General features: G+C 72.3%; 21 protein-coding genes. 7 read left to right on the top strand and 14 right to left on the bottom strand.

The window, feature by feature from the left end; translation table 11 throughout:
- Nucleotides 1-248: 248 nt before the first annotated feature.
- The 3 genes from ACE4Q9_RS12660 to afsQ1 are packed head-to-tail and all read right to left on the bottom strand — an operon-like array spanning nt 249 to nt 3,141.
- Nucleotides 249-875, bottom strand: coding sequence for a hypothetical protein (locus tag ACE4Q9_RS12660; protein WP_397984348.1), 627 nt, complete (start codon nt 873-875; stop codon nt 249-251).
- Nucleotides 872-2,467 carry a sensor histidine kinase gene (locus tag ACE4Q9_RS12655; protein ID WP_397984347.1) on the bottom strand — a complete coding sequence of 532 codons (1,596 nt, stop codon included), beginning with the start codon at nt 2,465-2,467 and terminating at the stop codon, nt 872-874. Before ACE4Q9_RS12655 ends, ACE4Q9_RS12660 begins: the two co-directional genes overlap by 4 nt.
- Nucleotides 2,464-3,141 (bottom strand): two-component system response regulator AfsQ1, encoded by a 678-nt coding sequence (afsQ1, locus tag ACE4Q9_RS12650; RefSeq protein ID WP_190012869.1) that lies wholly within the window; start codon nt 3,139-3,141, stop codon nt 2,464-2,466. The genes ACE4Q9_RS12655 and afsQ1 overlap by 4 nt, the downstream gene beginning before the upstream one ends.
- Before the next feature lie 308 nt (nt 3,142-3,449).
- Here afsQ1 and ACE4Q9_RS12645 point away from each other — a divergent pair, with 308 nt between their 5' ends.
- A complete protein-coding gene (locus ACE4Q9_RS12645; RefSeq protein ID WP_397984346.1) occupies nt 3,450-4,247 on the top strand; it encodes a SigE family RNA polymerase sigma factor in 798 nt (265 codons plus the stop codon).
- Between the two features lie 226 nt (nt 4,248-4,473).
- Here ACE4Q9_RS12645 and ACE4Q9_RS12640 read toward each other — a convergent pair whose 3' ends face one another.
- Complete coding sequence (locus tag ACE4Q9_RS12640) at nt 4,474-5,100, bottom strand: uridine kinase (RefSeq protein WP_397984345.1); 627 nt, start codon at nt 5,098-5,100, stop codon at nt 4,474-4,476.
- A 127-nt stretch (nt 5,101-5,227) separates the two neighbouring features.
- On the opposite strand from ACE4Q9_RS12640, the gene ACE4Q9_RS12635 reads away from it, so the two are divergent.
- Nucleotides 5,228-5,632, top strand: coding sequence for a hypothetical protein (locus ACE4Q9_RS12635; RefSeq protein ID WP_397984344.1), 405 nt, complete (start codon nt 5,228-5,230; stop codon nt 5,630-5,632).
- 127 nt (nt 5,633-5,759) lie between these two features.
- Complete coding sequence (locus tag ACE4Q9_RS12630; RefSeq protein WP_397984343.1) at nt 5,760-6,398, top strand: hypothetical protein; 639 nt, start codon at nt 5,760-5,762, stop codon at nt 6,396-6,398.
- A gap of 135 nt (nt 6,399-6,533) precedes the next feature.
- Here the strand turns inward: ACE4Q9_RS12630 and ACE4Q9_RS12625 are convergent, their stop codons facing one another.
- Genes ACE4Q9_RS12625 through deoC form a run of 3 tightly spaced genes read right to left on the bottom strand, consistent with a single transcriptional unit; the run spans nt 6,534 to nt 9,821 of the window.
- Nucleotides 6,534-7,421: an aldehyde dehydrogenase family protein gene (locus ACE4Q9_RS12625; protein WP_397984342.1), complete on the bottom strand. Its 888-nt coding sequence runs from the start codon at nt 7,419-7,421 to the stop codon at nt 6,534-6,536.
- Complete coding sequence (locus tag ACE4Q9_RS12620) at nt 7,414-8,856, bottom strand: aldehyde dehydrogenase family protein (protein WP_397984341.1); 1,443 nt, start codon at nt 8,854-8,856, stop codon at nt 7,414-7,416. Before ACE4Q9_RS12620 ends, ACE4Q9_RS12625 begins: the two co-directional genes overlap by 8 nt.
- A 5-nt stretch (nt 8,857-8,861) precedes the next feature.
- Complete coding sequence (gene deoC, locus ACE4Q9_RS12615) at nt 8,862-9,821, bottom strand: deoxyribose-phosphate aldolase (RefSeq protein ID WP_397987195.1); 960 nt, start codon at nt 9,819-9,821, stop codon at nt 8,862-8,864.
- 156 nt (nt 9,822-9,977) lie between these two features.
- On the opposite strand from deoC, the gene ACE4Q9_RS12610 reads away from it, so the two are divergent.
- Nucleotides 9,978-10,670, top strand: a complete 693-nt coding sequence (locus ACE4Q9_RS12610; RefSeq protein ID WP_397984340.1) for a PH domain-containing protein — start codon at nt 9,978-9,980, stop codon at nt 10,668-10,670.
- Between the two features lie 425 nt (nt 10,671-11,095).
- Here ACE4Q9_RS12610 and ACE4Q9_RS12605 read toward each other — a convergent pair whose 3' ends face one another.
- From ACE4Q9_RS12605 to ACE4Q9_RS12595, 3 genes are all read right to left on the bottom strand, one after another.
- Nucleotides 11,096-12,739: a phospho-sugar mutase gene (locus ACE4Q9_RS12605; protein WP_397984339.1), complete on the bottom strand. Its 1,644-nt coding sequence runs from the start codon at nt 12,737-12,739 to the stop codon at nt 11,096-11,098.
- Nucleotides 12,740-13,497: 758 nt separating this feature from the next.
- The gene (locus ACE4Q9_RS12600) at nt 13,498-14,322 is read right to left on the bottom strand and encodes a purine-nucleoside phosphorylase (protein ID WP_397984338.1); all 825 of its coding nucleotides are present in this window, start codon (nt 14,320-14,322) and stop codon (nt 13,498-13,500) included.
- A gap of 139 nt (nt 14,323-14,461) precedes the next feature.
- A complete protein-coding gene (locus ACE4Q9_RS12595) occupies nt 14,462-14,899 on the bottom strand; it encodes a gamma-glutamylcyclotransferase (RefSeq protein WP_397984337.1) in 438 nt (145 codons plus the stop codon).
- Between the two features lie 215 nt (nt 14,900-15,114).
- Between ACE4Q9_RS12595 and ACE4Q9_RS12590 the strand changes: the two genes are divergently transcribed.
- Together ACE4Q9_RS12590 and ACE4Q9_RS12585 are read left to right on the top strand one after the other, a co-directional pair.
- Nucleotides 15,115-16,563 (top strand): NAD(P)H-quinone dehydrogenase, encoded by a 1,449-nt coding sequence (locus ACE4Q9_RS12590; protein ID WP_397984336.1) that lies wholly within the window; start codon nt 15,115-15,117, stop codon nt 16,561-16,563.
- A 177-nt stretch (nt 16,564-16,740) separates the two neighbouring features.
- Entirely contained in the window at nt 16,741-17,673 is a 933-nt protein-coding gene (locus ACE4Q9_RS12585) for a DeoR/GlpR family DNA-binding transcription regulator (RefSeq protein WP_397984335.1), read from the top strand.
- Nucleotides 17,674-18,139: 466 nt separating this feature from the next.
- On the opposite strand, the gene ACE4Q9_RS12580 is transcribed toward ACE4Q9_RS12585, so the two are convergent.
- Nucleotides 18,140-19,912 carry an acetyl/propionyl/methylcrotonyl-CoA carboxylase subunit alpha gene (locus ACE4Q9_RS12580; RefSeq protein WP_397984334.1) on the bottom strand — a complete coding sequence of 591 codons (1,773 nt, stop codon included), beginning with the start codon at nt 19,910-19,912 and terminating at the stop codon, nt 18,140-18,142.
- A gap of 366 nt (nt 19,913-20,278) precedes the next feature.
- Here ACE4Q9_RS12580 and ACE4Q9_RS12575 point away from each other — a divergent pair, with 366 nt between their 5' ends.
- Entirely contained in the window at nt 20,279-20,854 is a 576-nt protein-coding gene (locus ACE4Q9_RS12575) for a hypothetical protein (RefSeq protein WP_397987194.1), read from the top strand.
- On the opposite strand, the gene ACE4Q9_RS12570 is transcribed toward ACE4Q9_RS12575, so the two are convergent.
- From ACE4Q9_RS12570 to ACE4Q9_RS12560, 3 genes are all read right to left on the bottom strand, one after another.
- Nucleotides 20,826-21,443: a Maf family protein gene (locus ACE4Q9_RS12570; protein WP_397984333.1), complete on the bottom strand. Its 618-nt coding sequence runs from the start codon at nt 21,441-21,443 to the stop codon at nt 20,826-20,828. The two genes, ACE4Q9_RS12575 and ACE4Q9_RS12570, sit on opposite strands and share 29 nt — an antisense overlap.
- A gap of 53 nt (nt 21,444-21,496) precedes the next feature.
- Nucleotides 21,497-21,634 carry a morphogenic membrane protein MmpB gene (mmpB, locus tag ACE4Q9_RS12565; RefSeq protein WP_397984332.1) on the bottom strand — a complete coding sequence of 46 codons (138 nt, stop codon included), beginning with the start codon at nt 21,632-21,634 and terminating at the stop codon, nt 21,497-21,499.
- 111 nt (nt 21,635-21,745) lie between these two features.
- Complete coding sequence (locus tag ACE4Q9_RS12560) at nt 21,746-21,955, bottom strand: acyl-CoA carboxylase epsilon subunit (protein WP_397984331.1); 210 nt, start codon at nt 21,953-21,955, stop codon at nt 21,746-21,748.
- Nucleotides 21,956-21,977: the final 22 nt, after the last annotated feature.

The raw sequence follows: 21,977 nt of genomic DNA, 5'->3' as shown, positions 1-21,977 counted from the left end.
TCGACACGGCCCCCCTCGGGCCGGCGGACGTGCCCCGGACCGGCAGGCGCGTCCCGGGTGCCGCAGGGCGGAGACCGCAGGGTCGTCGGGGCCGGAGGAGCCTGAGCGCCGGGTGCCCGGCCCCGGTCCCGCACGCACTGCTCGACACCGGCACCGCGGTCGCCCAGGCGCTCATCGCCGGCGCGACCACCGAGCCCACGGCAGGGGCGTACGGCTCCTCGGGGGCGGTACGGCTCCCCGGCGCTCCGCTACTCCGTCTCCTCCGGTACCTCGCTCGCCGGTGGTGCCGTCGTGACCGGGTGGTTGCGGACGTCGTCCGTGCAGGCGTAGCGGCGCAGGGGCGAGGGGGAGGGGCCGCCCAGGATGACCGAGCCGTCGCCCTCCGTCGCAGCGGAGTCGGAGAGGGTGCAGACCACCTGGGCCAGCCCGGCGGCGGGAAGGCGGGAGGGGGCGGTGCTCAGCCGGAGCGTGTCCTCGGGATCGTGCGGGGCGGGCCCGGAGACGCTCAGGCCGCCCGGCACGTACGTGGTGTAGCCCGCGGACCGCTCCGCCGACGAGGGGGCCGTGGCCAACTGGTCCAGCAGGCCCTGGGCCACCATCACCCGGCGGCGGGCGTCGGGCGTGCCCTCGGGGACCCGTACCGCGCGGTCCACGGTCACCAGGGACGCCCCGCACAGCAGGAAGACCTGCACGGGCACGCCCTGCTGCGCCGCCCGGTCCGGGCCCGTCAGCGAGCAGGGCACCCGCGAAGGCGCCGGCCCGAAGTCGGTCGGTACCTGCGTGGCGCGGATCCCGCAGCCGGTGAGCAGGGCGCCCAGGAGGGGCAGGGCCAGCCAGCGGCGCCCGTGCCGTGGTCGTCGTACCGTCGTCGTCATCGCCCCTCCTTCCCCTGCGCCGTGCCGCCGGTCTTGTTCTCTGCGCTTCCGCCGTTCTCGTCCGGTTCCTCCGTCAGTTCGGACGCGTCCCGTGGCAATCGGAGGGTGAACACCGCGCCCCCCTCGGGGGAGTTGGCCGCCGTGATCTCGCCGCCGTGGATGTGCGCGTTCTCCATCGCGATGGAGAGGCCGAGGCCGCTGCCCTCCGAGCGGGGGCGGGAGGCGCTGGCCTTGTAGAAGCGGTCGAAGACGTGCGGGAGGACGTCCTCGGGGATGCCGGGGCCGTGGTCGCGGACCTGGATGACCACCGAGTCGGACGCCTCGCGCACCGAGACCCGTACCGGCGAGCCGCCGTGCTTGAGGGCGTTGCCGATCAGGTTGGCGAGGATCACGTCGAGGCGGCGCGGGTCGAGGCGGGCGTGGATGCCGCGCTCGGCGTCCAGCTCCACCGCGTCCAGCCAGGCGCGGGCGTCGATGCAGGCGGTGATCTGGTCGGCGACGTCGACGTCGTCCAGGACCAGCCGGGCGGTGCCCGCGTCGAAGCGGGTGACCTCCATGAGGTTCTCGACCAGGTTGTTCAGCCGGCGCGTCTCGCTGACGACCAGCCGGACCGCGGGCTCGATCATCGGGTCCATGCTGCCCGCGTCCGAGTCCAGTTCCTCCTCCAGCACCTCCGTGACGGCGGTGATGGCGGTCAGCGGCGTACGCAGCTCGTGGCTCATGTCGGCAACGAAGCGCCGGGAGGCGTCGTCCCGCGCGGCCATCTCCGCGACACGCTTCTCCAGCGCCTCCGCCGCGTTGTTGAACGTCCGGGACAGATCGGCGAGTTCGTCCGTCCCCGACACCCGCAGCCGGGTGTCCAGCCTGCCCTCGCCGAGCCGCCGGGCGGCGACGCCGAGGCGGTGCACCGGCTTCAGCACGGTCGTGGCGGCGGCCTGCGCCAGCAGCGCGGCGCCGATCAGCGCGAGACCGGTGGCGATGCCCAGCGACCAGGCCAGCGAGTCGAGATCCTTCGCCTCCGGCTCGAGGGACTTCTCCATGTAGCCGGTCGGACCACCGCCGATCACCCGCGTACCGGCGACCAGATACGGCGTGCCGTGGTCCACCACCCGCTGCCAGTACAGGTGGTACGGCTGCTTGTTGCTGTCGCTGATCTCCTGCTTCCGGCCCACCGCCGTCCGCAGCGACGCGGGCACGTCCTCCAGGGAGAACCCGTTGATGCCGCCCGAGTTGCCGTACACCGTCTTGCCCCGCGCGTCCTGGCCGACCAGGAGCACGCTGAAGCTCTCGCTGCTGGCCGCCATCTGCCCGGCGGTGCGCTGGAGTTCGTCCTGGGTGGGATGGGCCGGCAGCGCGCCCGCGCGGTTCTGCATCTCCTGGCGGAAGTCGCGCAGCACCGCGTCCTGGGCGCGGGTGAGCACCGCCTCGCGGTTGAGCCAGTAGGCGATGCCCGATGCCGACACCGCGGCGGTGAGGGCGACCAGCCCGAAGACGACGACGAGCCGCAGCCTGAGGCTGGTGAGCCTGAGCCGGGACAGACCTCCCCTGCGGCCCGCGGACCAGCCGCGCAGCCCCCCTCGTGTATCGCTCACTGAGGAGTGTCCAGGCGGTAGCCGACACCACGGACCGTACGGATCAGGGTCGGGGACGAGGGGACGTCCTCCACCTTGGCGCGCAGCCGCTGCACGCACGCGTCGACCAGGCGGGAGTCGCCCAGGTAGTCGTGCTCCCACACCAGCCGCAGCAGCTGCTGGCGGGACAGCGCCTGGCCGGGCCGCCGGCTCAGCTCCAGGAGCAGCCGCAGCTCGGTCGGGGTGAGCTGGAGGTCCTCGCCGTTCTTCGTCACGGTCATCGCCGAGCGGTCGATGACCAGGCTGCCGAAGGTCGCCGAGTCGCTGGACTCGCGCTCGCCGCGGCGCAGCACGGCACGGATACGGGCGTCCAGGACCCGGCCCTGGACCGGCTTGACCACATAGTCGTCGGCGCCGGACTCCAGCCCGACCACCACGTCGATGTCGTCGCTGCGCGCGGTCAGCAGGATGATCGGCAACTGGTCCGTGCGCCGGATGCGCCGGCACACCTCGAACCCGTCGATACCGGGCAGCATCACGTCCAGCACGATCAGGTCCGGCCGCTGTTCGCGCAGCAGCTTCAGACCGTCCTCGCCGCTGGCAGCGGTGGCCACACGGTGTCCCTGGCGCGTCAGTGAGAGCTCCAGGGCCGTACGGATGGCGTCGTCGTCCTCGATCAGCAACAGGGAAGGCACCCGCTCATTCTGGCCCATGGACGGGGTGTCGTACGACCGGTCGGGCAGAGCCTCGCAGTATCCCCACGAGCCGCTCCGCGTTAGCGGCACCGGCTGAGTACGGGCTGTGACGGCGCCGACGGGCGGAGGCCCTGTGACAGGTCTGTGACAGTCGGCGGACATGGCGATGAAGTGATCCCGGCAGGCTTTTGGTCACGGGCACGGCGAGCAGCCGGATCCGGCCGAACTGGCCGGAAAGGCCCGGAGTACGACCGGGCCAGGCCCGGAGCAGGACAGAAGCACCGGAAGTCCACGACGGGGAGCGCGAGATGAACACGCTGCACAGCATCAGCACCAGCGCAGTGGTCACGCGTCTGCACGACGTGCACCGGGGTTCGGAGAAGTCCGGCGGTGACGGGGGTGCCTCCCGCACGAGCGTGTTCGAGCGCGGGGGCGGGCGGGGGTGCGCTCGCGGTGCCGGGCGTCAGCACGGCGGGTACGGGCAGCAGCCCTACATGTCGGTCGTTGACGCGCGTACGGGGGACACGGGGGATACGCACGGGGGAAGCGCGTACAAGGAGGACACGGGGGAGCGTCGCTCGCTGACGGAGGCGGAGTTCACCGCCTACGTCCAGGAGCGCCGCGCCTCCCTGTACGCCACCGCCTACCACCTGACCGGCGACCGTTTCGAGGCCGAGGACCTGCTCCAGAGCGCGCTGTTCTCGACCTACCGGGCGTGGGACCGGATCAGCGACAAGGCGGCCGTCGGCGGCTACCTCCGCCGCACGATGACGAACCTGCACATCAGCGCCTGGCGGCGCCGCAAGCTCAACGAGTACCCGACCGAGGAACTGCCCGAGACGCCCGGCGAGACGGACGCGATGCGCGGCACCGAGCTGCGCGCGGTCCTGTGGCAGGCGCTGGCCCGGCTGCCCGAACTGCAGCGCACCATGCTGGTCCTGCGCTACTACGAGGGCCGTACGGACCCGGAGATCGCGGACATACTCAACATCAGTGTCGGCACGGTGAAGTCCAGCATCTGGCGCTCGCTGCGCCGGCTGCGCGAGGACGAGGTCCTCAGCTTCGGCCGTGACGAGGAGAGCGCCTTCGGCGAGCTGGTCGCCTGAGGTACGGGGGGACGGGGGCCGGACCGCTGGGGGGCGGTCCGGTGAGCACGGGGGACGAGGGGGCCCAACGGGGGCACGGGGTAACCGCTGTGGGGGTGGTGGCCCGTGGGGGAGGAGCAACGGGGGATACCGGGGGCACGGGGGAGGTACCGGAGAGGGGCTGGTCGGACCGGGGGGTCCGGCCGGCCCTTCTCCGCTGTCCTGTCCCCCGCTCCGGCGCCCTCACCTACGCCGTGGTGTACGTGTCGGCCCGCTGCGCCACCGCGAGCCGGCGCAGGGCCTCGTCCCGGTCGCACGGGTGCGCGCCCAGGGCCACCTGGCGGGCGACGATCGTGCGCTCCGCGCGCATCAGCCGCCAGCCGCGGCGCAGCAGGAACGGCACGGACTTACGGCCCTCCTTCAGATCGCGCACGAAGCGCCGCCGGAAGGTGGTGACCGCCCCGCGGTTCAGGCAGAGCGCGTCGGCGAGGACACCGAGTTCCCGGCAGCGTTCGACGATCTCCGCGGCGAAGATGCCCTCCGCGATGAACACGGGCGTACGGTCCAGCCGCAGCGTCTCCTCGCCGGTACGGGCGCTGAGCGCGATGTCGTACACCGGAACCGGCGTCGAACCCGTGGCACACAACCGGGTGATGGCGTCGAGCGCGACCTGGGCGTCCCAGGAACCGGGGTGGTCCCAGTCGATGTCCGAACTCCCCTCCACCAGGGGCAGAGTCGGGTCGTCGGCCTCCTTGTAGAAGTCGTCCAGGCGCAGGACGGGCAGCCCGGAACGGGCCGCGACCAGGGACTTGCCCGAACCCGAGGGGCCGCACAGCAGCACGACTCGGGCGGGGGACGGGGGATGAATGCTCACGGAACACCAGTTTGACGCATGGCGTGGCGCCTGCCGACCCCGCGGTTCGCTTTTGAAGCGCGGACCGCCTCTCAACTACCCTGTGTGCCGACATCATTACCCTGCGCACCAGAAGGTGGCACCAGCGATGGCCCGACACAGCAAGCCCCAGCCCCTCACCGCGCGCCGTGCCCTGTTCGCCCTCGTGACCGCCGGTGCGGCGCTGGGCGCGGGGGCGGCGGCGGCCCATGCCGACACGGACGCTCCGCTCGTGGACGTGCCGTGGCGGCCGACGTCCCTGGGCAAGATCGACCCCCAGGCGGGGCTCACGGTCCTCACCGGCACGGTCGGCTACGTCACCGGTCCGATCGCCGGCCTCAAGCCCAACCCCTTGGCGGGCACCGGCGTCGACCCCCTCGACAACGGAGTGGGCACCCAGGTCGCCGACTTCAAGCCGGTGGGCTCCCAAATGCTGACCACCCCGATCGCGGAGGCACAGTCCCTGGGCTCGGTACCGGTGGTGGGCCAGGTACTGACGGCGTTGACTCACTGACGCGGCCGATTGGAGCGCCCGCAGCCCTCCGATCCCTGCCGCACCCTCGACATGGCGGCCGGGCGCCCCGGCGCGAACTCGCCGGTAGGCGTCGCCGATGGCCCTACGTATCCGTGAGGAATAATCGATGTCCATGCTCGTGCGCGCGCCGCGCGCATGCGCTTCCTGGTTCTGGGACTTGGAAGATTACGCTTCCCCTGGATTGCAGTCGGCGCTGAACGCCGCCGCTCGGATGTCGGCTGTCTTGCGGAAGTACGACCTACTGAGGCCGAGTGCCCTCGAGTGGCACTGGGTCGTGCCTGGCAAAGGTTCGATCGCGAAGACCCGTCTGCCGCTACCGAGGTCACTTGATGACGAGCAACTGGCGGTGAAGGTTGAAGAGTTGCGTCCTGTGGCTTTTCCGCAGGCCGAGGTCAGCGGATTTCTCGTCACCGGGCCGGGTGTGTGGCTCGATAAAGGCAGTGTGCAGCGCCAAGAATACGGCCTGGTGGAATTGACGATCTCCGCAGAGCCTCTCGGGCTGTCGGCCGATGTCGCTGTCCATCACGATATCTGGGGCCCATTCGACTTCCGCGGCACACCGCATCCAGAGGTATGTCAACAGAATGCTCCGCGGCTCGCGGCCGCGCTCAAGGACCTGGACGGGCTGCTCGGTGTGTCGGCTGAGCCCGGCCAGCCGACATGTTTCGGCAGGGCCGAAGGATACGGAGTCGGCGAGCCGGAGGTTACGGATGGACGTGGTCCGAACCTGACTGATCTGCTGTGAAGGAGAGTGCGAACTGGTAGCGGAGCCCCTGGGCAGTGCGTGTGCGCGAGACTCCGAGTGACAAGTTGCCCAAACGCGGAGAGCCGCGCCTCCCCCGGTGCGGGGAAGCGCGGCTCTCGGGCCGGGCCGGGTGGGTCAGTAGGAGGAACCCGTGGCGCCCAGGGCGCCCGTCGTGTGCCAGACCGTCTTGGTTTCCAGGAAGGCCGTCAGGCGCTCGGTGCCGGGCGTCTGCGTGAAGTCGGTGTCCCGGGGGCGCAGCACACGCTTCAGGTTGTCGGCCGCCGCGATCTCCAGCTCCTTCGCCAACTCGGCGTCCGCGCCCGCGAGATCGATCGCGTTGACGTCCTGGTGCGCGGCCAGTGACGGGGCGATCTCGGCCGCACGGCCGGAGAGGATGTTCACCACGCCGCCCGGCACGTCCGACGTGGCCAGCACCTCGGCGAGGGAGAGCGCCGGGAGCGGGGCCTTCTCGGAGGCGATGACGACCGCCGTGTTGCCGGTGGCGATCACCGGGGCGAGCACCGAGACCAGGCCCAGGAAGGAGGAGTCCTGGGGGGCCAGTACGGCGACCACGCCCGTCGGCTCCGGCGTGGACAGGTTGAAGAACGGACCCGCGACCGGGTTCGCGCCGCCGACCACCTGGGCGATCTTGTCGGTCCATCCGGCGTACCAGACCCAGCGGTCGATCGCCGTGTCCACGACGGCCGCGGCCTTGGACTTGGACAGGCCCTCCGCCTCGGCCACCTCGCGCACGAACTGCTCGCGGCGGCCCTCCAGCATCTCCGCGACCCGGTACAGGACCTGACCGCGGTTGTAGGCGGTCGCGCCGGACCAGCCGCCGAACGCCTTGCGGGCCGCGACCACCGCGTCCCGCGCGTCCTTGCGGGAGGACAGGGGAGCGTTGGCCAGCCAGTTGTTCTTCGGGTCCGTCACCTCGTACACCCGGCCGCTCTCGGAACGCGGGAACTTGCCGCCCACGTACAGCTTGTAGGTCTTGAAGACGGAAAGTCGTGCGTCAGACATCGAGGTACGCCTCCAGGCCGTGGCGGCCGCCCTCGCGGCCGAAGCCCGACTCCTTGTACCCGCCGAACGGCGAGGTGGGGTCGAACTTGTTGAACGTGTTGGACCAGACGACACCGGCGCGCAGCTTGCCCGCGACGGCCAGGATGCGGGAGCCCTTCTCGGACCAGATGCCCGCCGACAGGCCGTACTGCGTGTTGTTCGCCTTGGCGACCGCCTCGTCCGGGGTGCGGAAGGAGAGGACCGACAGCACCGGGCCGAAGATCTCCTCGCGGGCGATGGTGTGGGCCTGGGTGACGTTGGTGAACAGCGTCGGCGCGAACCAGTAGCCGGCGCCCGGCAGTTCACAGGCGGGGGACCAGCGCTCGGCGCCCTCCGCCTCGCCCGCCTCGGCCAGCGCGGTGATCCGGGCCAGCTGCTCCGCGGAGTTGATCGCACCGATGTCGGTGTTCTTGTCCAGCGGGTCGCCCAGGCGCAGGGTGGACAGACGGCGCTTGAGCGCGTCCAGCAGCTCGTCCTGGATCGACTCCTGGACCAGCAGCCGCGAACCGGCGCAGCAGACCTGGCCCTGGTTGAAGAAGATGCCGTTCACGATGCCCTCGACGGCCTGGTCGATCGGGGCGTCGTCGAAGACGATGTTCGCGCCCTTGCCGCCGAGTTCGAGGGTGAGCTTCTTGCGCGTGCCGGCCACGGTCCGCGCGATCGCCTTGCCGACCGCCGTCGAGCCGGTGAACGCGACCTTGTTCACGTCCGGGTGCGCGACCAGCGCGGCCCCGGTACGGCCGTCACCGGTCACGATGTTGACGACGCCCTTGGGCAGGCCCGCCTGGCGGCAGATGTCCGCGAAGAACAGGGCCGAGAGGGGGGTGGTCTCCGCCGGCTTCAGGACGACCGTGTTGCCGGTCGCGAGCGCCGGGGCGATCTTCCAGGCCAGCATCAGCAGCGGGAAGTTCCACGGGATGACCTGGCCGGCCACGCCCAGCGGCCGCGGGTTCGCGCCGAAGCCGGCGTGGTCGAGCTTGTCGGCCCAGCCCGCGTAGTAGAAGAAGTGGGCGGCGACCAGGGGGAGGTCCGCGTCGCGGGTCTCCTTGATCGGCTTGCCGTTGTCCAGCGTCTCCAGGACGGCCAGTTCCCGGCTGCGCTCCTGGATGATCCGGGCGATGCGGAACAGGTACTTGGCGCGCTCGGCGCCGGGCAGCGCGGACCACTTCTCGAAGGCCTTGCGGGCGGCCTTCACCGCGCGGTCGACGTCCTCCTCGGAGGCCTCGGCGACCTCCGACAGCACCTCTTCGGTGGACGGCGAGACGGTCTTGAAGACCTTGCCGCCGGTCGCCTCGGTGAACTCACCGTCGATGAACAGGCCGTAGGACGGCGCGATGTCGACGACGGAGCGGGACTCGGGCGCCGGTGCGTACTCGAATGCGGATGCGGATGCCATGGTGATCAGTCCACCGTCACGTAGTCGGGGCCGGAGTAACGGCCGGTGGCCAGCTTCTGACGCTGCATCAGCAGGTCGTTGAGGAGCGAGGAGGCGCCGAAGCGGAACCAGTGGTTGTCCAGCCAGTCCTGGCCCGCCGTCTCGTTGACCAGGACGAGGAACTTGACGGCGTCCTTGCTGGTGCGGATGCCACCGGCCGGCTTCACGCCGACCTGGACGCCGGTCTGGGCGCGGAAGTCGCGCACCGCCTCCAGCATCAGCAGGGTGTTGGCGGGCGTCGCGTTGACGGCGACCTTGCCCGTCGAGGTCTTGATGAAGTCGGCACCCGCGAGCATGCCGAGCCAGGAGGCGCGGCGGATGTTGTCGTACGTCGACAGCTCGCCGGTCTCGAAGATGACCTTCAGCCGGGCGCTCGTCCCGCAGGCCTCCTTGACGGCGACGATCTCGTCGTACACCTTCAGGTACTTGCCCGCGAGGAACGCGCCGCGGTCGATGACCATGTCGATCTCGTCGGCGCCCGCGGCGACGGCGTCGCGCACGTCGGCCAGCTTCACGTCGAGCGCGGCACGGCCGGCCGGGAAGGCGGTGGCGACCGAGGCGACCTTGACACCGGAACCGGCGACGGCCTCCTTGGCGACGGCCACCATGTCCGGGTAGACGCAGACCGCGGCCGTGGTCGGTGCGGTGCGGTCGGTCGGGTCGGGGTGGACGGCCTTGGCGCCGAGCGCCCGGACCTTGCCCGGGGTGTCCGCGCCTTCCAGCGTCGTCAGGTCGACCATCGAGATGGCGAGGTCGATGGCGTACGCCTTCGCGGTGGTCTTGATGGAACGGGTGCCGAGCGACGCGGCGCGCGCCTCCAGGCCGACCGCGTCGACGCCGGGCAGCCCGTGCAGGAAGCGGCGCAGTGTGCTGTCGGACGCGGTGACGTCGGCGAGCGCGTGTGCTGGGGGTGCAGTGGTGGGCATGGTCACCACACGAGCATATCTACGCGCGTAGCGGCTGTACACCCCCGGTTCGGATTCCGGGTCCTTCCGCCGCGCGCGGGCCGCCGGGGATCACGGATGCATACGGGTCTCGGGGTACATGGCGGCGCCCGATCCGGCGTCGTGCACAATCGGGCCATGACGACCCCGGACAACAAGCCCCCCGCGTCGCAGCCTCCGGTGCCTGCCGTGAAGGACCGGATCTACCGCTCGCCCATGGGGCTCGCGGGCGGCGTGCTGCTGCTCGCGGTCGTCGCCTGGCTGGGCTTCGACGCGCTGGTCAGCGGCCACGGCCGCACCCCGTGGCTCGCGCTGGCCACGATGATCCTGGCCGTTCCGCTGGTGATCGCCTTCACGCTGCGTCCGGCGGTGTTCGCCAGCGAGGAACGGCTGCGGATCCGCAACCCGTTCCGGGTGATCACCGTGCCGTGGGGCGAGATCGAGGCCCTGCGCTCCAGCCTCACCAACGAGGTGCGCACCACGTCGGGCGCCACGTACCAGCTGTGGGCGGTGCCCGTGTCGCTGCGCGCCCGCAAGAAGGCCGAGCGGCGGACGGCGAGCGCGGCGCGGCGGGCGGCGGGCGGCGGGCTCGGCTCCGGGCTCGGTGCCAGGGGCCTCGGCTACGGCGGGGTCACCGCGCGCGGCGCCGACACCGGGCCGACGCGGGCGGAGGGCGACAAGGCCATGGACGACCTGCGCGACCTGCTCGACCGGTGCGGCAAGGAAGAGTCCGCCCAGGGCGCTACGACGATCCGCTGGGCCTACGAGGTGGCGGCACCGGTGCTGGCGGGGGCCGTCCTGCTGGCGGTCCTGCTGGCGACCGGCGGCTGAGTCGGAACGGGCCGGGGCGCGGCGGGACGCAGCCGTAGGCGGCGGTACACGGCCGTGGTCGGCGCGGCACGCAGCCATGGACGGCGCGACACGCAGCCATGGACGGCGCGACACGCAGTCGTGAAGGCGCGGCACGCGGTCTTGGACGGCGCGGCACGCGGTCGTGCTCGGCGTGGCGCGCAGCCGTGGGCGAGGCGACTCGCAGTGGTAGGCGGGCCGCGGTACGCAGCGGTGGTCGGCGCGGCACGCCGCCATGGGCGAGGTGACGCGCAGCGGTCGGCGGCGCGGTACGCGGTCGTGCACGGCGCCGCCTACCGCAGCCGTACGGCCCGCACCGCACCGGGACGTACCAGGGGCACCCCTGGAGTCGGGATCCGGGGGGTGCCCCTGGTTTTTTCCGGTGTGTTCCGGTGGCTCCGGTGGTTTCAGATGCCGGCGGCCGCGGAGAGGTCGCGCTTGATGGCCGCCAAAAGCTCCTTCGCGCGGGCGTGGGCGGCCGGAAGGCCGTCGCGTGCCGGAACCGGCACGACGACCTCCAGGTAGCACTTCAGCTTCGGCTCGGTGCCGCTGGGCCGGACGATGACGCGGGCGCCGTCGAGGGTGTAGCGCAGGCCGTCCGTCGGCGGCAGCGTCTCCGTACCCTTGGTCAGGTCCTCCGCGCGGGTGATGGCCAGGCCCGCGAGCCGCGCCGGGGGCTGCTCGCGCAGCCGGCGCATCGCGTCGGCGATCAGGGAGAGGTCCTGGACGCGCACGGACAGCTGGTCGGTGGCGTGCAGACCGTGCTCGACGGCGAGGTCGTCCAGCAGGTCGAGAAGGGTACGGCCCTCCTCCTTCAGCCCGGACGCCAGCTCGGTGATCAGGAGGGCCGCGGTGATGCCGTCCTTGTCGCGCACACCCTCGGGGTCCACGCAGTAGCCGAGGGCCTCCTCGTAGCCGTAGCGCAGGCCGTCGACGCGGGCGATCCACTTGAAGCCGGTGAGCGTCTCCTCGTACGGCAGCCCCGCCTTGCCGGCGATCCGGCCGAGCAGGGAGGAGGAGACGATCGACTCCGCGAAGGTGCCCCGCGCGCCCCGGCGCACCAGGTGGGCGGCGAGCAGCGCGCCGACCTCGTCACCGCGCAGCATCCGCCAGTCGGCGCCGTCCTTGACGGCCACGGCGCAGCGGTCGGCGTCCGGGTCGTTGGCGATCACCAGGTCGGGGTCGGTCGCGCGGGCCCGGCCGAACGCCAGGTCCATCGCGCCCGGCTCCTCCGGGTTGGGGAAGGCGACGGTGGGGAAGTCCGGGTCCGGCTCGGCCTGTTCGGCGACCAGCACCGGCTCCGGGAAGCCGGCGCGGGCGAAGGCGGCGAGGAGGACGTCCTTGCCGACGCCGTGCATGGCGGTGTAGACGGTGCGGGCGGTGCGCGGGGAGCCGGCGGCCAGCACGGCGTCGGTACGGGCCAGATAGGCGTCCAGGACCGCGTCGTCCAGGGTCTCCCAGCCGGACTCCGGGCGGGGCACGTCGGCCAGCGAGGCGATCGCGTCGATCTCGGCGGCGATGCCCGCGTCGGCCGGGGGCACGATCTGGGAGCCGTCGCCCAGGTACACCTTGTAGCCGTTGTCGCGCGGCGGGTTGTGGCTGGCGGTGACCTCCACGCCCGCGACCGCGCCCAGGTGCCGGATCGCGAAGGCGAGCACGGGGGTGGGCAGCGGACGGGGGAGCACGGCGGCACGCAGCCCGGCGCCGGTCATCACGGCGGCGGTGTCGCGGGCGAAGTCGGCGGACTTGTGGCGGGCGTCGTAGCCGATGACGACGAGGCCGGCGCCGGGGCCCCCGTGGGGGGTGCCGTTCTTCTTCAGGTACGCGGCGAGGCCGGCGGCGGCGCGGATGACGACGCTCCGGTTCATGCGCATCGGGCCGGCACCGAGTTCGCCGCGCAGGCCGGCGGTGCCGAACTGGAGGGTGCCGGCGAAACGCGCCGCCAGCTCCTTCTCGTCACCGGCCTCGATCAGCTCGGCGAGTTCGGCACGGGTGTCCGGGTCGGGGTCCTCGGCGAGCCAGGCGCTGGCCCGCGCGATCAGATCGTGCACCTTGGGATCAACCTCTCCTGTGTTTGCCGATGCCCTGCCCTCCCAGCCTCCCGGCTCGGTCGGTCGGCCGGGAGGTGAACGGGCGGGGCGGGGCGGGTGGGGGTGGCTCTGGTCGGCTGGGGGCGGCGGCTTGGGCCGCAATTGTTTCTCGTGGCGGTGGGGGCGGGCGCTGTGCAGGCGTGGCCGCGGCGGGGTGGGTGCCGCCCGTCGTCCCCCCGCGGACGCGGTAGCGGGTCGGCGTATCCGCGTACCCCTTGCCGTGGCGGGCGGCTCGCTCGGCCTGCTCGTACCGGCTCGGGGAGCGCGGCGCCGCCGGGTGCTCCCGGTCGTACGCCGGGGCGCGCACCGGTCGAGCGCCAGGCTCCGGTGGTGTCCGGTCGGTCGTCGTCGCAGTCGCGGCCCGCCCGACGGTCTTCGCCACCCGGTACCGAACCGGACCGCTCACGCGTGTCCCGCCCAGCGCCCGGTCGGACGGCCCGCACCCCCTGGACCCTGGCGCCCGCCCGCATCACGCACACCGCCCACACCACCGGGAGCGGGCGTACGCGCCCCGGCGCCGGTCAGGACCCGTGCGGGACCCGGCACCGCCAGGGACGCGCATCCCGCACCGCCGGGGACCCGCACGCCTCACCGTCAGGGACACCCACGCCCCGCCTCCGCCGCAGCCTTGAGGCCCCCGCGCCCCGGTGCTTCAGCCGGATCCCCCGGCGTCCAAGGTCACCCGATGCCGATGCCGATGCCCCGGCCCCCGCCGAGGGCTACAGTTTCCGCAGCACCTGCGCGAGCAGCGTCCCCATGCGGGCGGCCGAGTCGCGGCCGGCCTGGAGGACTTCCTCGTGGTTGAGGGGCTCGCCGGTCATGCCCGCGGCGAGGTTGGTGACCAGCGAGATGCCCAGGACCTCGGCACCGGCCTCGCGCGCGGCGATGGCCTCCAGGACCGTGGACATGCCGACGAGGTCCGCGCCGATGACGCGGGCCATGCGGATCTCGGCCGGGGTCTCGTAGTGCGGGCCGGGGAACTGCGCGTAGACACCCTCCTCGAGGGTGGGGTCGACCTCCTTGCACAGGGCGCGCAGCCGCGGCGAGTACAGGTCGGTCAGGTCCACGAAGTTCGCGCCCACGATCGGCGAGGTGGCCGTGAGGTTGATGTGGTCGCTGATCAGCACCGGCTGGCCCGGCCGCATGCCCTCGCGCAGACCGCCGCACCCGTTGGTGAGCACGATGGTCTTGCAGCCGGCGGCGACGGCCGTGCGGACGCCGTGCGAGACGGCGGCGACGCCACGGCCCTCGTAGTAGTGGGTGCGGCCCAGGAAGACGAGCGCGCGCTTGTCGCCGAAGGAGTACGAGCGGACCTTGCCGCCGTGCCCCTCGACAGCCGGCGGCGGGAAGCCGGGCAGCTCCGTGACCTGGAACTCCGCGTCGGGGGCACCGAGGGCGTCGACGGCCGGAGCCCAGCCGGAGCCCATCACGAGGGCAACGTCGTGGGTCTCGGCGCCGGTCAGTTCGCGCAGGCGCGCGGCGGCGGCGTCGGCGGCGGCGTACGGGTCGCCCTGGATGTCGTCCGGAAGAAGAGATGCGTTCACGTGGACGAGGGTAGCCGCTTCTCGCCTACGCGCGTAGATGACAGACCTCACGGGATTGCGATCGTTGTCTTGTCGTTTCCGACGATGGCTTCGGCGACGGCTTACCGCGGGTACGCAGCGGCCGCCGCGCGCGCCCGGCTCAGCAGGGGCGCTTGCGCAGCTCCATCACGTAGTCGTGGGGCGCGCCGGCGGACTCCGCGGCGTCGGCGACCTCGCCCAGGTAGCGGGCCGAGGGGAGGCCACCCTCGTAGTCGTCGAGGACGTACGTCCAGGCCGCTTTCTCGCCGTCCAGGGTGTGCACGCGCACGCGCATGCGGCGGTAGGTGCCGAGGTCCACGCCCTCCCAGCGGTCCAGCGACTCCTCGTCCATGGGCGCGATGTCGTACAGGCCGACGAACACCTGGGCCAGCGGTTCCTCGACGATCGTCGCCAGCGCGCCCTCCCAGCCGAGCTGCTCCCCGCCGAAGGTCAGCCGCCAGTCGTTCAGCCAGCCCGTGGCGCGCAACGGGGAGTGCGGGGCGCGGCGGGACATCAGCCGGGCGTCGAGGTTGCCGGCGTAGGCGGCATAGAGCGACATGGGGGAGAGGGTACGGCAGCGCTCCCGACCGGCTCGCGCGCCCCGGAAGCGAGCCCCAGGGGCGCCCCCGGGGGCATCCCTGGGGTACGGCACCCCGGGAACGCGCGCCGGGAAGGCGCGTCGGCGCACGTCGGCGGGTGCCGGCGGGTGCCGACGCGGTGCCGGAAGGGGCCCGGCGCCCCCCTGGGCAGTGGCATCTTGAAGCGTGCGGGACAATGGGGTACGTGACTCGGATCGTGATCATCGGTGGCGGACCTGGCGGATATGAAGCGGCGCTGGTGGCCGCGCAGCTCGGCGCGGAGGTGACCGTCGTCGACTGCGACGGTCTGGGCGGCGCGTCGGTGCTCACCGACTGCGTGCCGTCCAAGACCCTCATCGCGACGGCCGAGGTCATGACGACCTTCGACTCGTCGTACGAGGAGCTCGGCATCATCGTCGCCGACGACACCCCGCCGCTGGAGCGGGCCGCGCGCGTCGTCGGCGTGGACCTGGGCAAGGTCAACCGACGGGTCAAGCGGCTCGCGCTGGCGCAGTCGCACGACATCACCGCCTCCGTGACGCGCGCCGGCGCGCGGGTCATGCGCGGGCGCGGACGCCTGGAGGGCATGCAGGCCCTCGACGGGTCGAGGAAGGTCGTCGTCACCGTCGCCGACGGCACCGAGGAGACCCTCACCGCCGACGCCGTCCTGATCGCGACCGGCGGTCACCCGCGCGAGCTGGCCGACGCCCAGCCCGACGGCGAGCGCATCCTCAACTGGACCCAGGTCTACGACCTCGACGAGCTGCCCGAAGAACTGATCGTGGTCGGCTCCGGTGTGACCGGCGCCGAGTTCGCCGGCGCCTACCAGGCCCTCGGTTCCAAGGTCACCCTCGTCTCCTCCCGCGACCGGGTGCTGCCCGGCGAGGACCCGGACGCCGCCGCCGTCCTGGAGGACGTCTTCCGCCGCCGCGGCATGAACGTGATGGCCCGTTCCCGCGCGCAGTCCGCCAAGCGCGTCGGCGACCGGGTCGAGGTCACGCTCGCCGACGGCCGCGTCATCACCGGCACCCACTGCCTCATGGCCGTCGGCGCCATCCCGAACAGCGCGGGCCTCGGCCTGGAGGAGGCCGGCGTCAAGCTGCGCGACTCCGGGCACATCTGGACCGACAGGGTCTCCCGCACCACCGCGCCCGGCGTCTACGCGGCCGGTGACGTGACCGGGGTCTTCGCGCTCGCGTCCGTCGCCGCCATGCAGGGCCGCATCGCGATGTACCACTTCCTGGGCGACGCGGTGGCCCCGCTGAACCTGAAGACGGTCTCCTCCAACGTCTTCACCGACCCCGAGATCGCCACCGTCGGCTACACGCAGGCGGACGTGGACGCGGGCAAGATCGACGCGAAGGTCGTCAAGCTGCCGCTGCTGCGCAACCCGCGCGCCAAGATGCAGGGCATCCGGGACGGCTTCGTGAAGATCTTCTCGCGGCCGGGCACGGGGATCGTCGTCGGCGGTGTGGTCGTCGCGCCGCGCGCCTCGGAACTCATCCACCCCATCTCGATCGCCGTCGACAACAATCTGACAGTCGAACAGATCGCGAACGCCTTCACGGTGTACCCGTCTCTTTCGGGGTCGATCGCGGAGGTCGCGCGGCAGCTGCACACCCGCAAGGCGAGCGCCGAGGGCTGATGACCTGCGGCGACTCCCGGCTGGTCGCGACGAGTTGCCGTACGTGCGGCTGGCATAGTCGGAATGGATAGGTCGCGGGAAGGTCCTATACCACTTCCGGTTCTGCCATGCGAACAACTTCTGTTAATCGGCGCAAACTGCTGAAACCAGACGGTCGCTGGGGTTACTGTCAGTTTCGTGTTCGCTGCTGAACGTCGCCAATTGATCCTCGAAATGGTGCGAGCGAACGGTGCCGTGTCGCTCCGTGAGCTCGCCCGCGTCGTCCAGACCTCCGAAGTGACCGTACGGCGGGACGTGCGGGCACTGGAGGCGGAAGGACTCCTCGACCGCCGGCACGGCGGTGCCGTACTGCCGGGTGGGTTCACCCGCGAGTCCGGCTTCCCGCAGAAGTCGCATCTCGCGACCGCCGAGAAGACGGCGATCGCCGATCTCGCGGCCGGCCTCGTCGAAGAGGGCGAGGCGATCGTGGTCGGTGCGGGTACGACCACGCAGGAGCTGGCCCGCCGGCTCGCCCGCGTGCCGGGTCTCACGGTGGTCACCAACTCCCTCCTGGTCGCACAGGCGTTGGCCCATGCGAACCGGGTGGAGGTCGTGATGACCGGTGGCACCCTGCGCGGTTCCAACTACGCGCTCGTCGGCTCCGGCGCCGAGCAGTCCCTCCAAGGGCTGCGGGTGTCGAAGGCGTTCCTGTCCGGGAGCGGCCTCACGGCAGAACGCGGGCTGTCCACCTCCAACATGCTCTCGGCATCGGTGGACCGGGCGCTCGTGCAGGCCGCCTCCGAGGTGGTGATCCTCGCCGATCACACCAAGCTGGGCACGGACACGATGTTCCAGACCGTGCCGACGGATCTCATCACCCGTCTCGTCACCGACGAACCGCCCGCGCACGACGACCGGGCCGCCACCGAGTTGCAGGCCCTCGCCGACCAGGGGGTGCAGATCGCCGTGACCGGGGCGAACGGCAGCTCGGGGGGTGACCAGGTCCCGCCGGCCCGCCGCCCCCAGCTGCCGGGACCACGCCGGGGCAACCCCCTCCGCTCCACCTCGGTCCTCTCCGACCAGCCCCCGCCCCCGGAACGCTCCCGCGTCGCCGACCTCCGCCGCAGGTGAGCTGCGCCCGCTCGTGGGCGGGGCGGGGGCGGTGGGTCGTACGGTCGGGCTGGTCCGAGAGGCAACGCGCCGTGCGGGGTGACCCGGCGGTGGGTTTACGACGCTGGTAGCCGTACAGACGTGACCGGCGGGGCTGGGTCACGAAGTCGGCTGGGAGTCGGGGGCCGGTACTCGGCGTCAGCCTGCGGTCACCGCAGCCGTGGGTGCCGCCCCGCCGCCGGGCACCCGCCGTCCCGCCGCCGAGCCCCCGCCGTCTCGGCGTCGAAGCCCCGCCCTCCCGCCGTCGCGGAGCCCACGCCCCGGGCCCTCGCCCTGTCAGCGCGCCCGCGCACCCCCGAATCGCGCCGGAGTGCGCCGCGCGTCCCTGAGCCGTCCGCAACGCGCAGCGCTCCCACACCCCCCGACAACGAACCGGCCCCCGGTGCACAAGGCGCCAGGAGCCGGTTCGGTGTCGTACAGGTGGGCGTCAGTCCTTGATCTCGCAGATCGCGGCGCCCGAAGTGATGGACGCGCCGATCTCCGCGACCAGGCCCTTGATCGTGCCGGCCTTGTGGGCGTTCAGGGGCTGTTCCATCTTCATGGCCTCCAGGACGACGACCAGGTCGCCCTCCTTGACCTCCTGGCCCTCCTCGACGGCCACCTTGACGATGGTGCCCTGCATCGGGGAGGCGAGGGTGTCGCCGGAGGCCACGGGGCCGGACTTCTTGGCGGCGCGGCGCTTGGGCTTGGCGCCCGCCGCGAGGCCGGTACGGGCCAGCGACATGCCCAGCGACGACGGCAGGGAGACCTCCAGGCGCTTGCCGCCGACCTCGACCACCACGGTCTCGCGGCCCGCGTCCTCCTCCGCCTCGGCGTCGGCCGGCGCCGCGAACGGCTTGATCTCGTTGACGAACTCCGTCTCGATCCAGCGGGTGTGCACCTTGAACGGGTCCGTGGAACCGGTGAGTTCGGGGGCGAAGGCGGGGTCCCGGACCACCACGCGGTGGAAGGGGATCGCCGTCGCCATGCCCTCGACCTGGAACTCGTCCAGCGCCCGCGCGGCCCGCTCCAGGGCCTCCTTGCGGGTGCGGCCGGTCACGACCAGCTTGGCGAGGAGAGAGTCCCACGCCGGGCCGATGACCGAGCCCGACTCCACACCGGCGTCCAGCCGGACACCCGGACCGGACGGCGGGTCGAACGTGGTGACCGTACCGGGCGCGGGCAGGAAGTTGCGGCCCGGGTCCTCGCCGTTGATGCGGAACTCGAAGGAGTGACCGCGCAGCTCCGGGTCGCCGTACCCGAGCTCCTCGCCGTCGGCGATGCGGAACATCTCGCGGACCAGGTCGATGCCGGCGACCTCCTCGGTCACCGGGTGCTCGACCTGGAGGCGGGTGTTGACCTCCAGGAAGGAGATTGTGCCGTCCTGGCCGACCAGGAACTCACAGGTGCCCGCGCCCTCGTAGCGGGCCTCCTTGAGGATGGCCTTGGAGGCGCGGTACAGCTCGGCGACCTGCTCCTCGGAGAGGAACGGCGCCGGGGCCTCCTCCACGAGCTTCTGGTGGCGGCGCTGGAGCGAGCAGTCGCGGGTGGACACGACGACCACATTGCCGTGCTTGTCCGCCAGGCACTGGGTCTCCACGTGCCGCGGACGGTCCAGGTAGCGCTCCACGAAGCACTCGCCGCGCCCGAAGGCGGCGACCGCCTCGCGCACCGCCGAGTCGTACAGCTCCGGCACCTCTTCGAGGGTGCGGGCGACCTTCAGGCCGCGGCCGCCGCCGCCGAACGCCGCCTTGATGGCGATCGGCAGACCATGCTCCTCGGCGAAGGCGACGACCTCGTCGGCGCCCGAGACCGGGTCGGACGTGCCGGCCACCAGGGGCGCGCCGGCGCGCTGGGCGATGTGCCGGGCGGCCACCTTGTCGCCCAGGTCGCGGATGGCCTGCGGCGGCGGGCCGATCCAGTTCAGACCGGCGTCGATGACGGCCTGCGCGAACTCGGCGTTCTCCGAGAGGAAGCCGTAGCCCGGGTGGATGGCGTCCGCGCCGGACTCACGGGCCGCGTTCAGGACCTTCTCGATGTCCAGGTAGCTGGTTGCCGGTGTGTCACCGCCCAGGGCGAACGCCTCATCCGCAGCGCGGACATGCAGAGCGTCCCGGTCCGGGTCCGCGTAGACGGCAACGCTCGCGATCCCCGCGTCCCGGCAGGCCCGAGCCACCCGGACAGCGATTTCGCCACGGTTGGCGATGAGCACCTTGCGCACGATTGAGGCTCCCTCCTTGAAACAAGCCGAGTTTAGGGACTGCCGACACGCCTCTTCGACCCGTCCCCAATGGTGAGCTTGCCCACACGGAGCGTGATGCGGGGCTCGCCCGACCCGCGAAAGTCCCCGTGGCACCTTGCTACGCAGGACTCCTCCGGAAAACCCTAGCCCTGCCATGTGGCCAAGGTCTCTGTAAGGGCGTGCTGCGGCCCACTCGGTTTCTTTGTCGAGTCCCTACGAATGGCCCAATGATTCTTTGCTGGCGCACGAACCCTTGTCCCCTGGTTTACCCGTTAGTAGCGTTCGCCCTGTCCGGACGTACTGCGGGTAACCGAGGGGTCGGTGGGTCGGGTGGTGCGCAGAATCGTGGCGTGGGCGGTGACCGTCGTCCTCCTCGTGGAGGCGCTCGGCATCGGGGCGCTGAACTGGTTCCTCGGCGTCGTCGTGGAGCGGCAGAAGATGTCGATGGCCGGCCTGGACCCGCATCTGATGTCCACGTCCTCGAAGATCGGCGGCGTCGTCTTCGGCCTCTACTTCCTGCTGTGCGCCCTGGTCGCCCTGCTGGTCGCGGTCCGCGACCGCGCTCCGGCCGGCTTCGGGCGTGTCGTGCTGATCAGCGCGGCGGTCGTGCACGGTCTGCTGGGCGCCTTCGCCTGGGGCCTGGTGAACGCGACGGCCTTCCTGGTGATGGTCGTGGTGCTGGCGCTCCTGGTGCTGCTCCTGGTGTCGTACGACCGCGACGGCGGTCCCGCCCGGGCCGCGTCCGGCGGGGGCGGCGGGACGGGCGGCGACCCGAGGGCCGTGGACGAGCCGGTGGACGCGCCCGCCGCCGCGCCGGGCGGGCCGGCCGCCGGGCACCCGGCGCGACCGCGGGACGGGGACGACGAGCCGCAGGACGCCGTCCCCGAGCGGCTCAGCCGGCCGGTGCCCACAACTCCGTGATGCCGACGCCCAGTTCGGCCAGCAGCTTGCGCACCAGGGGCAGGCTGATGCCGATCACATTGCCGTGGTCGCCGTCGATGCCCTCGATGAACGGCGCGGAACGGCCGTCCAGGGTGAACGCCCCGGCGACATTGAGGGGCTCGCCGGAGGCCACATAGGCGGCGACCTCCTCGTCGCTGGGCTCGCCGAAGCGTACGACGGTGGAGGCGGTCGCCGAGACATAGCGCTTGGCCGCCGTGTCCCAGACACAATGCCCCGTCTGGAGGACACCGGCCCGGCCGCGCATCGACTTCCAGCGGGCGGTGGCCTCCTCGGCGTCCGCAGGTTTGCCGAGCGCCTGCCCGTCCAGCTCCAGCACGGAGTCGCAGCCGATCACGAGGGCGCCCTGCACGTCCGGCAGCGCCGCCACGACGGACGCCTTGGCCTCGGCGAGGGCGAGCGCCAGTTCGGCCGGGGTGGGGGCCGTGACGGCGTCCTCGTCGACCCCGCTCACGATGACCTCGGGCGTGAGGCCCGCCTGCCGGAGCAGGCCGAGGCGGGCGGGGGACTGGGAGGCGAGCACGAGTCGCCTGCGGTGTGTTGCGGTCATGCGGTCAGGTTAGTCACCCGGTTGCGGGCCCGCGCGAAGCACCGGCGGCCGGCTCAGCGCAGGCCCATCAGCGCGGCCACGACCATGGCCGCGGTCACCGCCACGGCCATGAGGACGCCGAGCCGCCGCAGCATGTCCTGCGCGTCGCGCAGCTCTTTCGGCGGTTCGTCTTCCGGGTCTGACCACAGCACTCGTCCAGCGTGCGGGTGGCGGGCCGCCGGGCGCCTGAGTAGCCGTACTCAAATAGGCGCCCGGACTCCCGCCACTGTGCGCGGTTTCCCGCGCCCCCCGGGGGGTCCGCCCTAGCTCGGCCAGTACGTGCGGGTCCAGGCCGCCGCGCCCGCGCGGGGGAGGCGGGCGGCGGCGATGCGGGCCGGGTCGGACCACGCGTCCTTCGGGCCCCGCGCGCCGGACGGCGCGGCCGTCGCCGCCGCGGCGCGGGCGCGGACCACCGCCAGGGCGGCGGCCAGCTCCTCGGGGGTCGGGTTGCCTCGTACGACCTTGATCGTCATGTCGGCTCCTGTCGGTCGGCCT

It is taken from the genome of Streptomyces sp. AM6-12 (assembly GCF_044327085.1).
In the GTDB taxonomy this organism is placed as follows: Bacteria; Actinomycetota; Actinomycetes; order Streptomycetales; family Streptomycetaceae; genus Streptomyces.
Note: the sequence above shows the minus strand (reverse complement) of the source record. Positions and strands in the feature narration are given on the sequence as shown.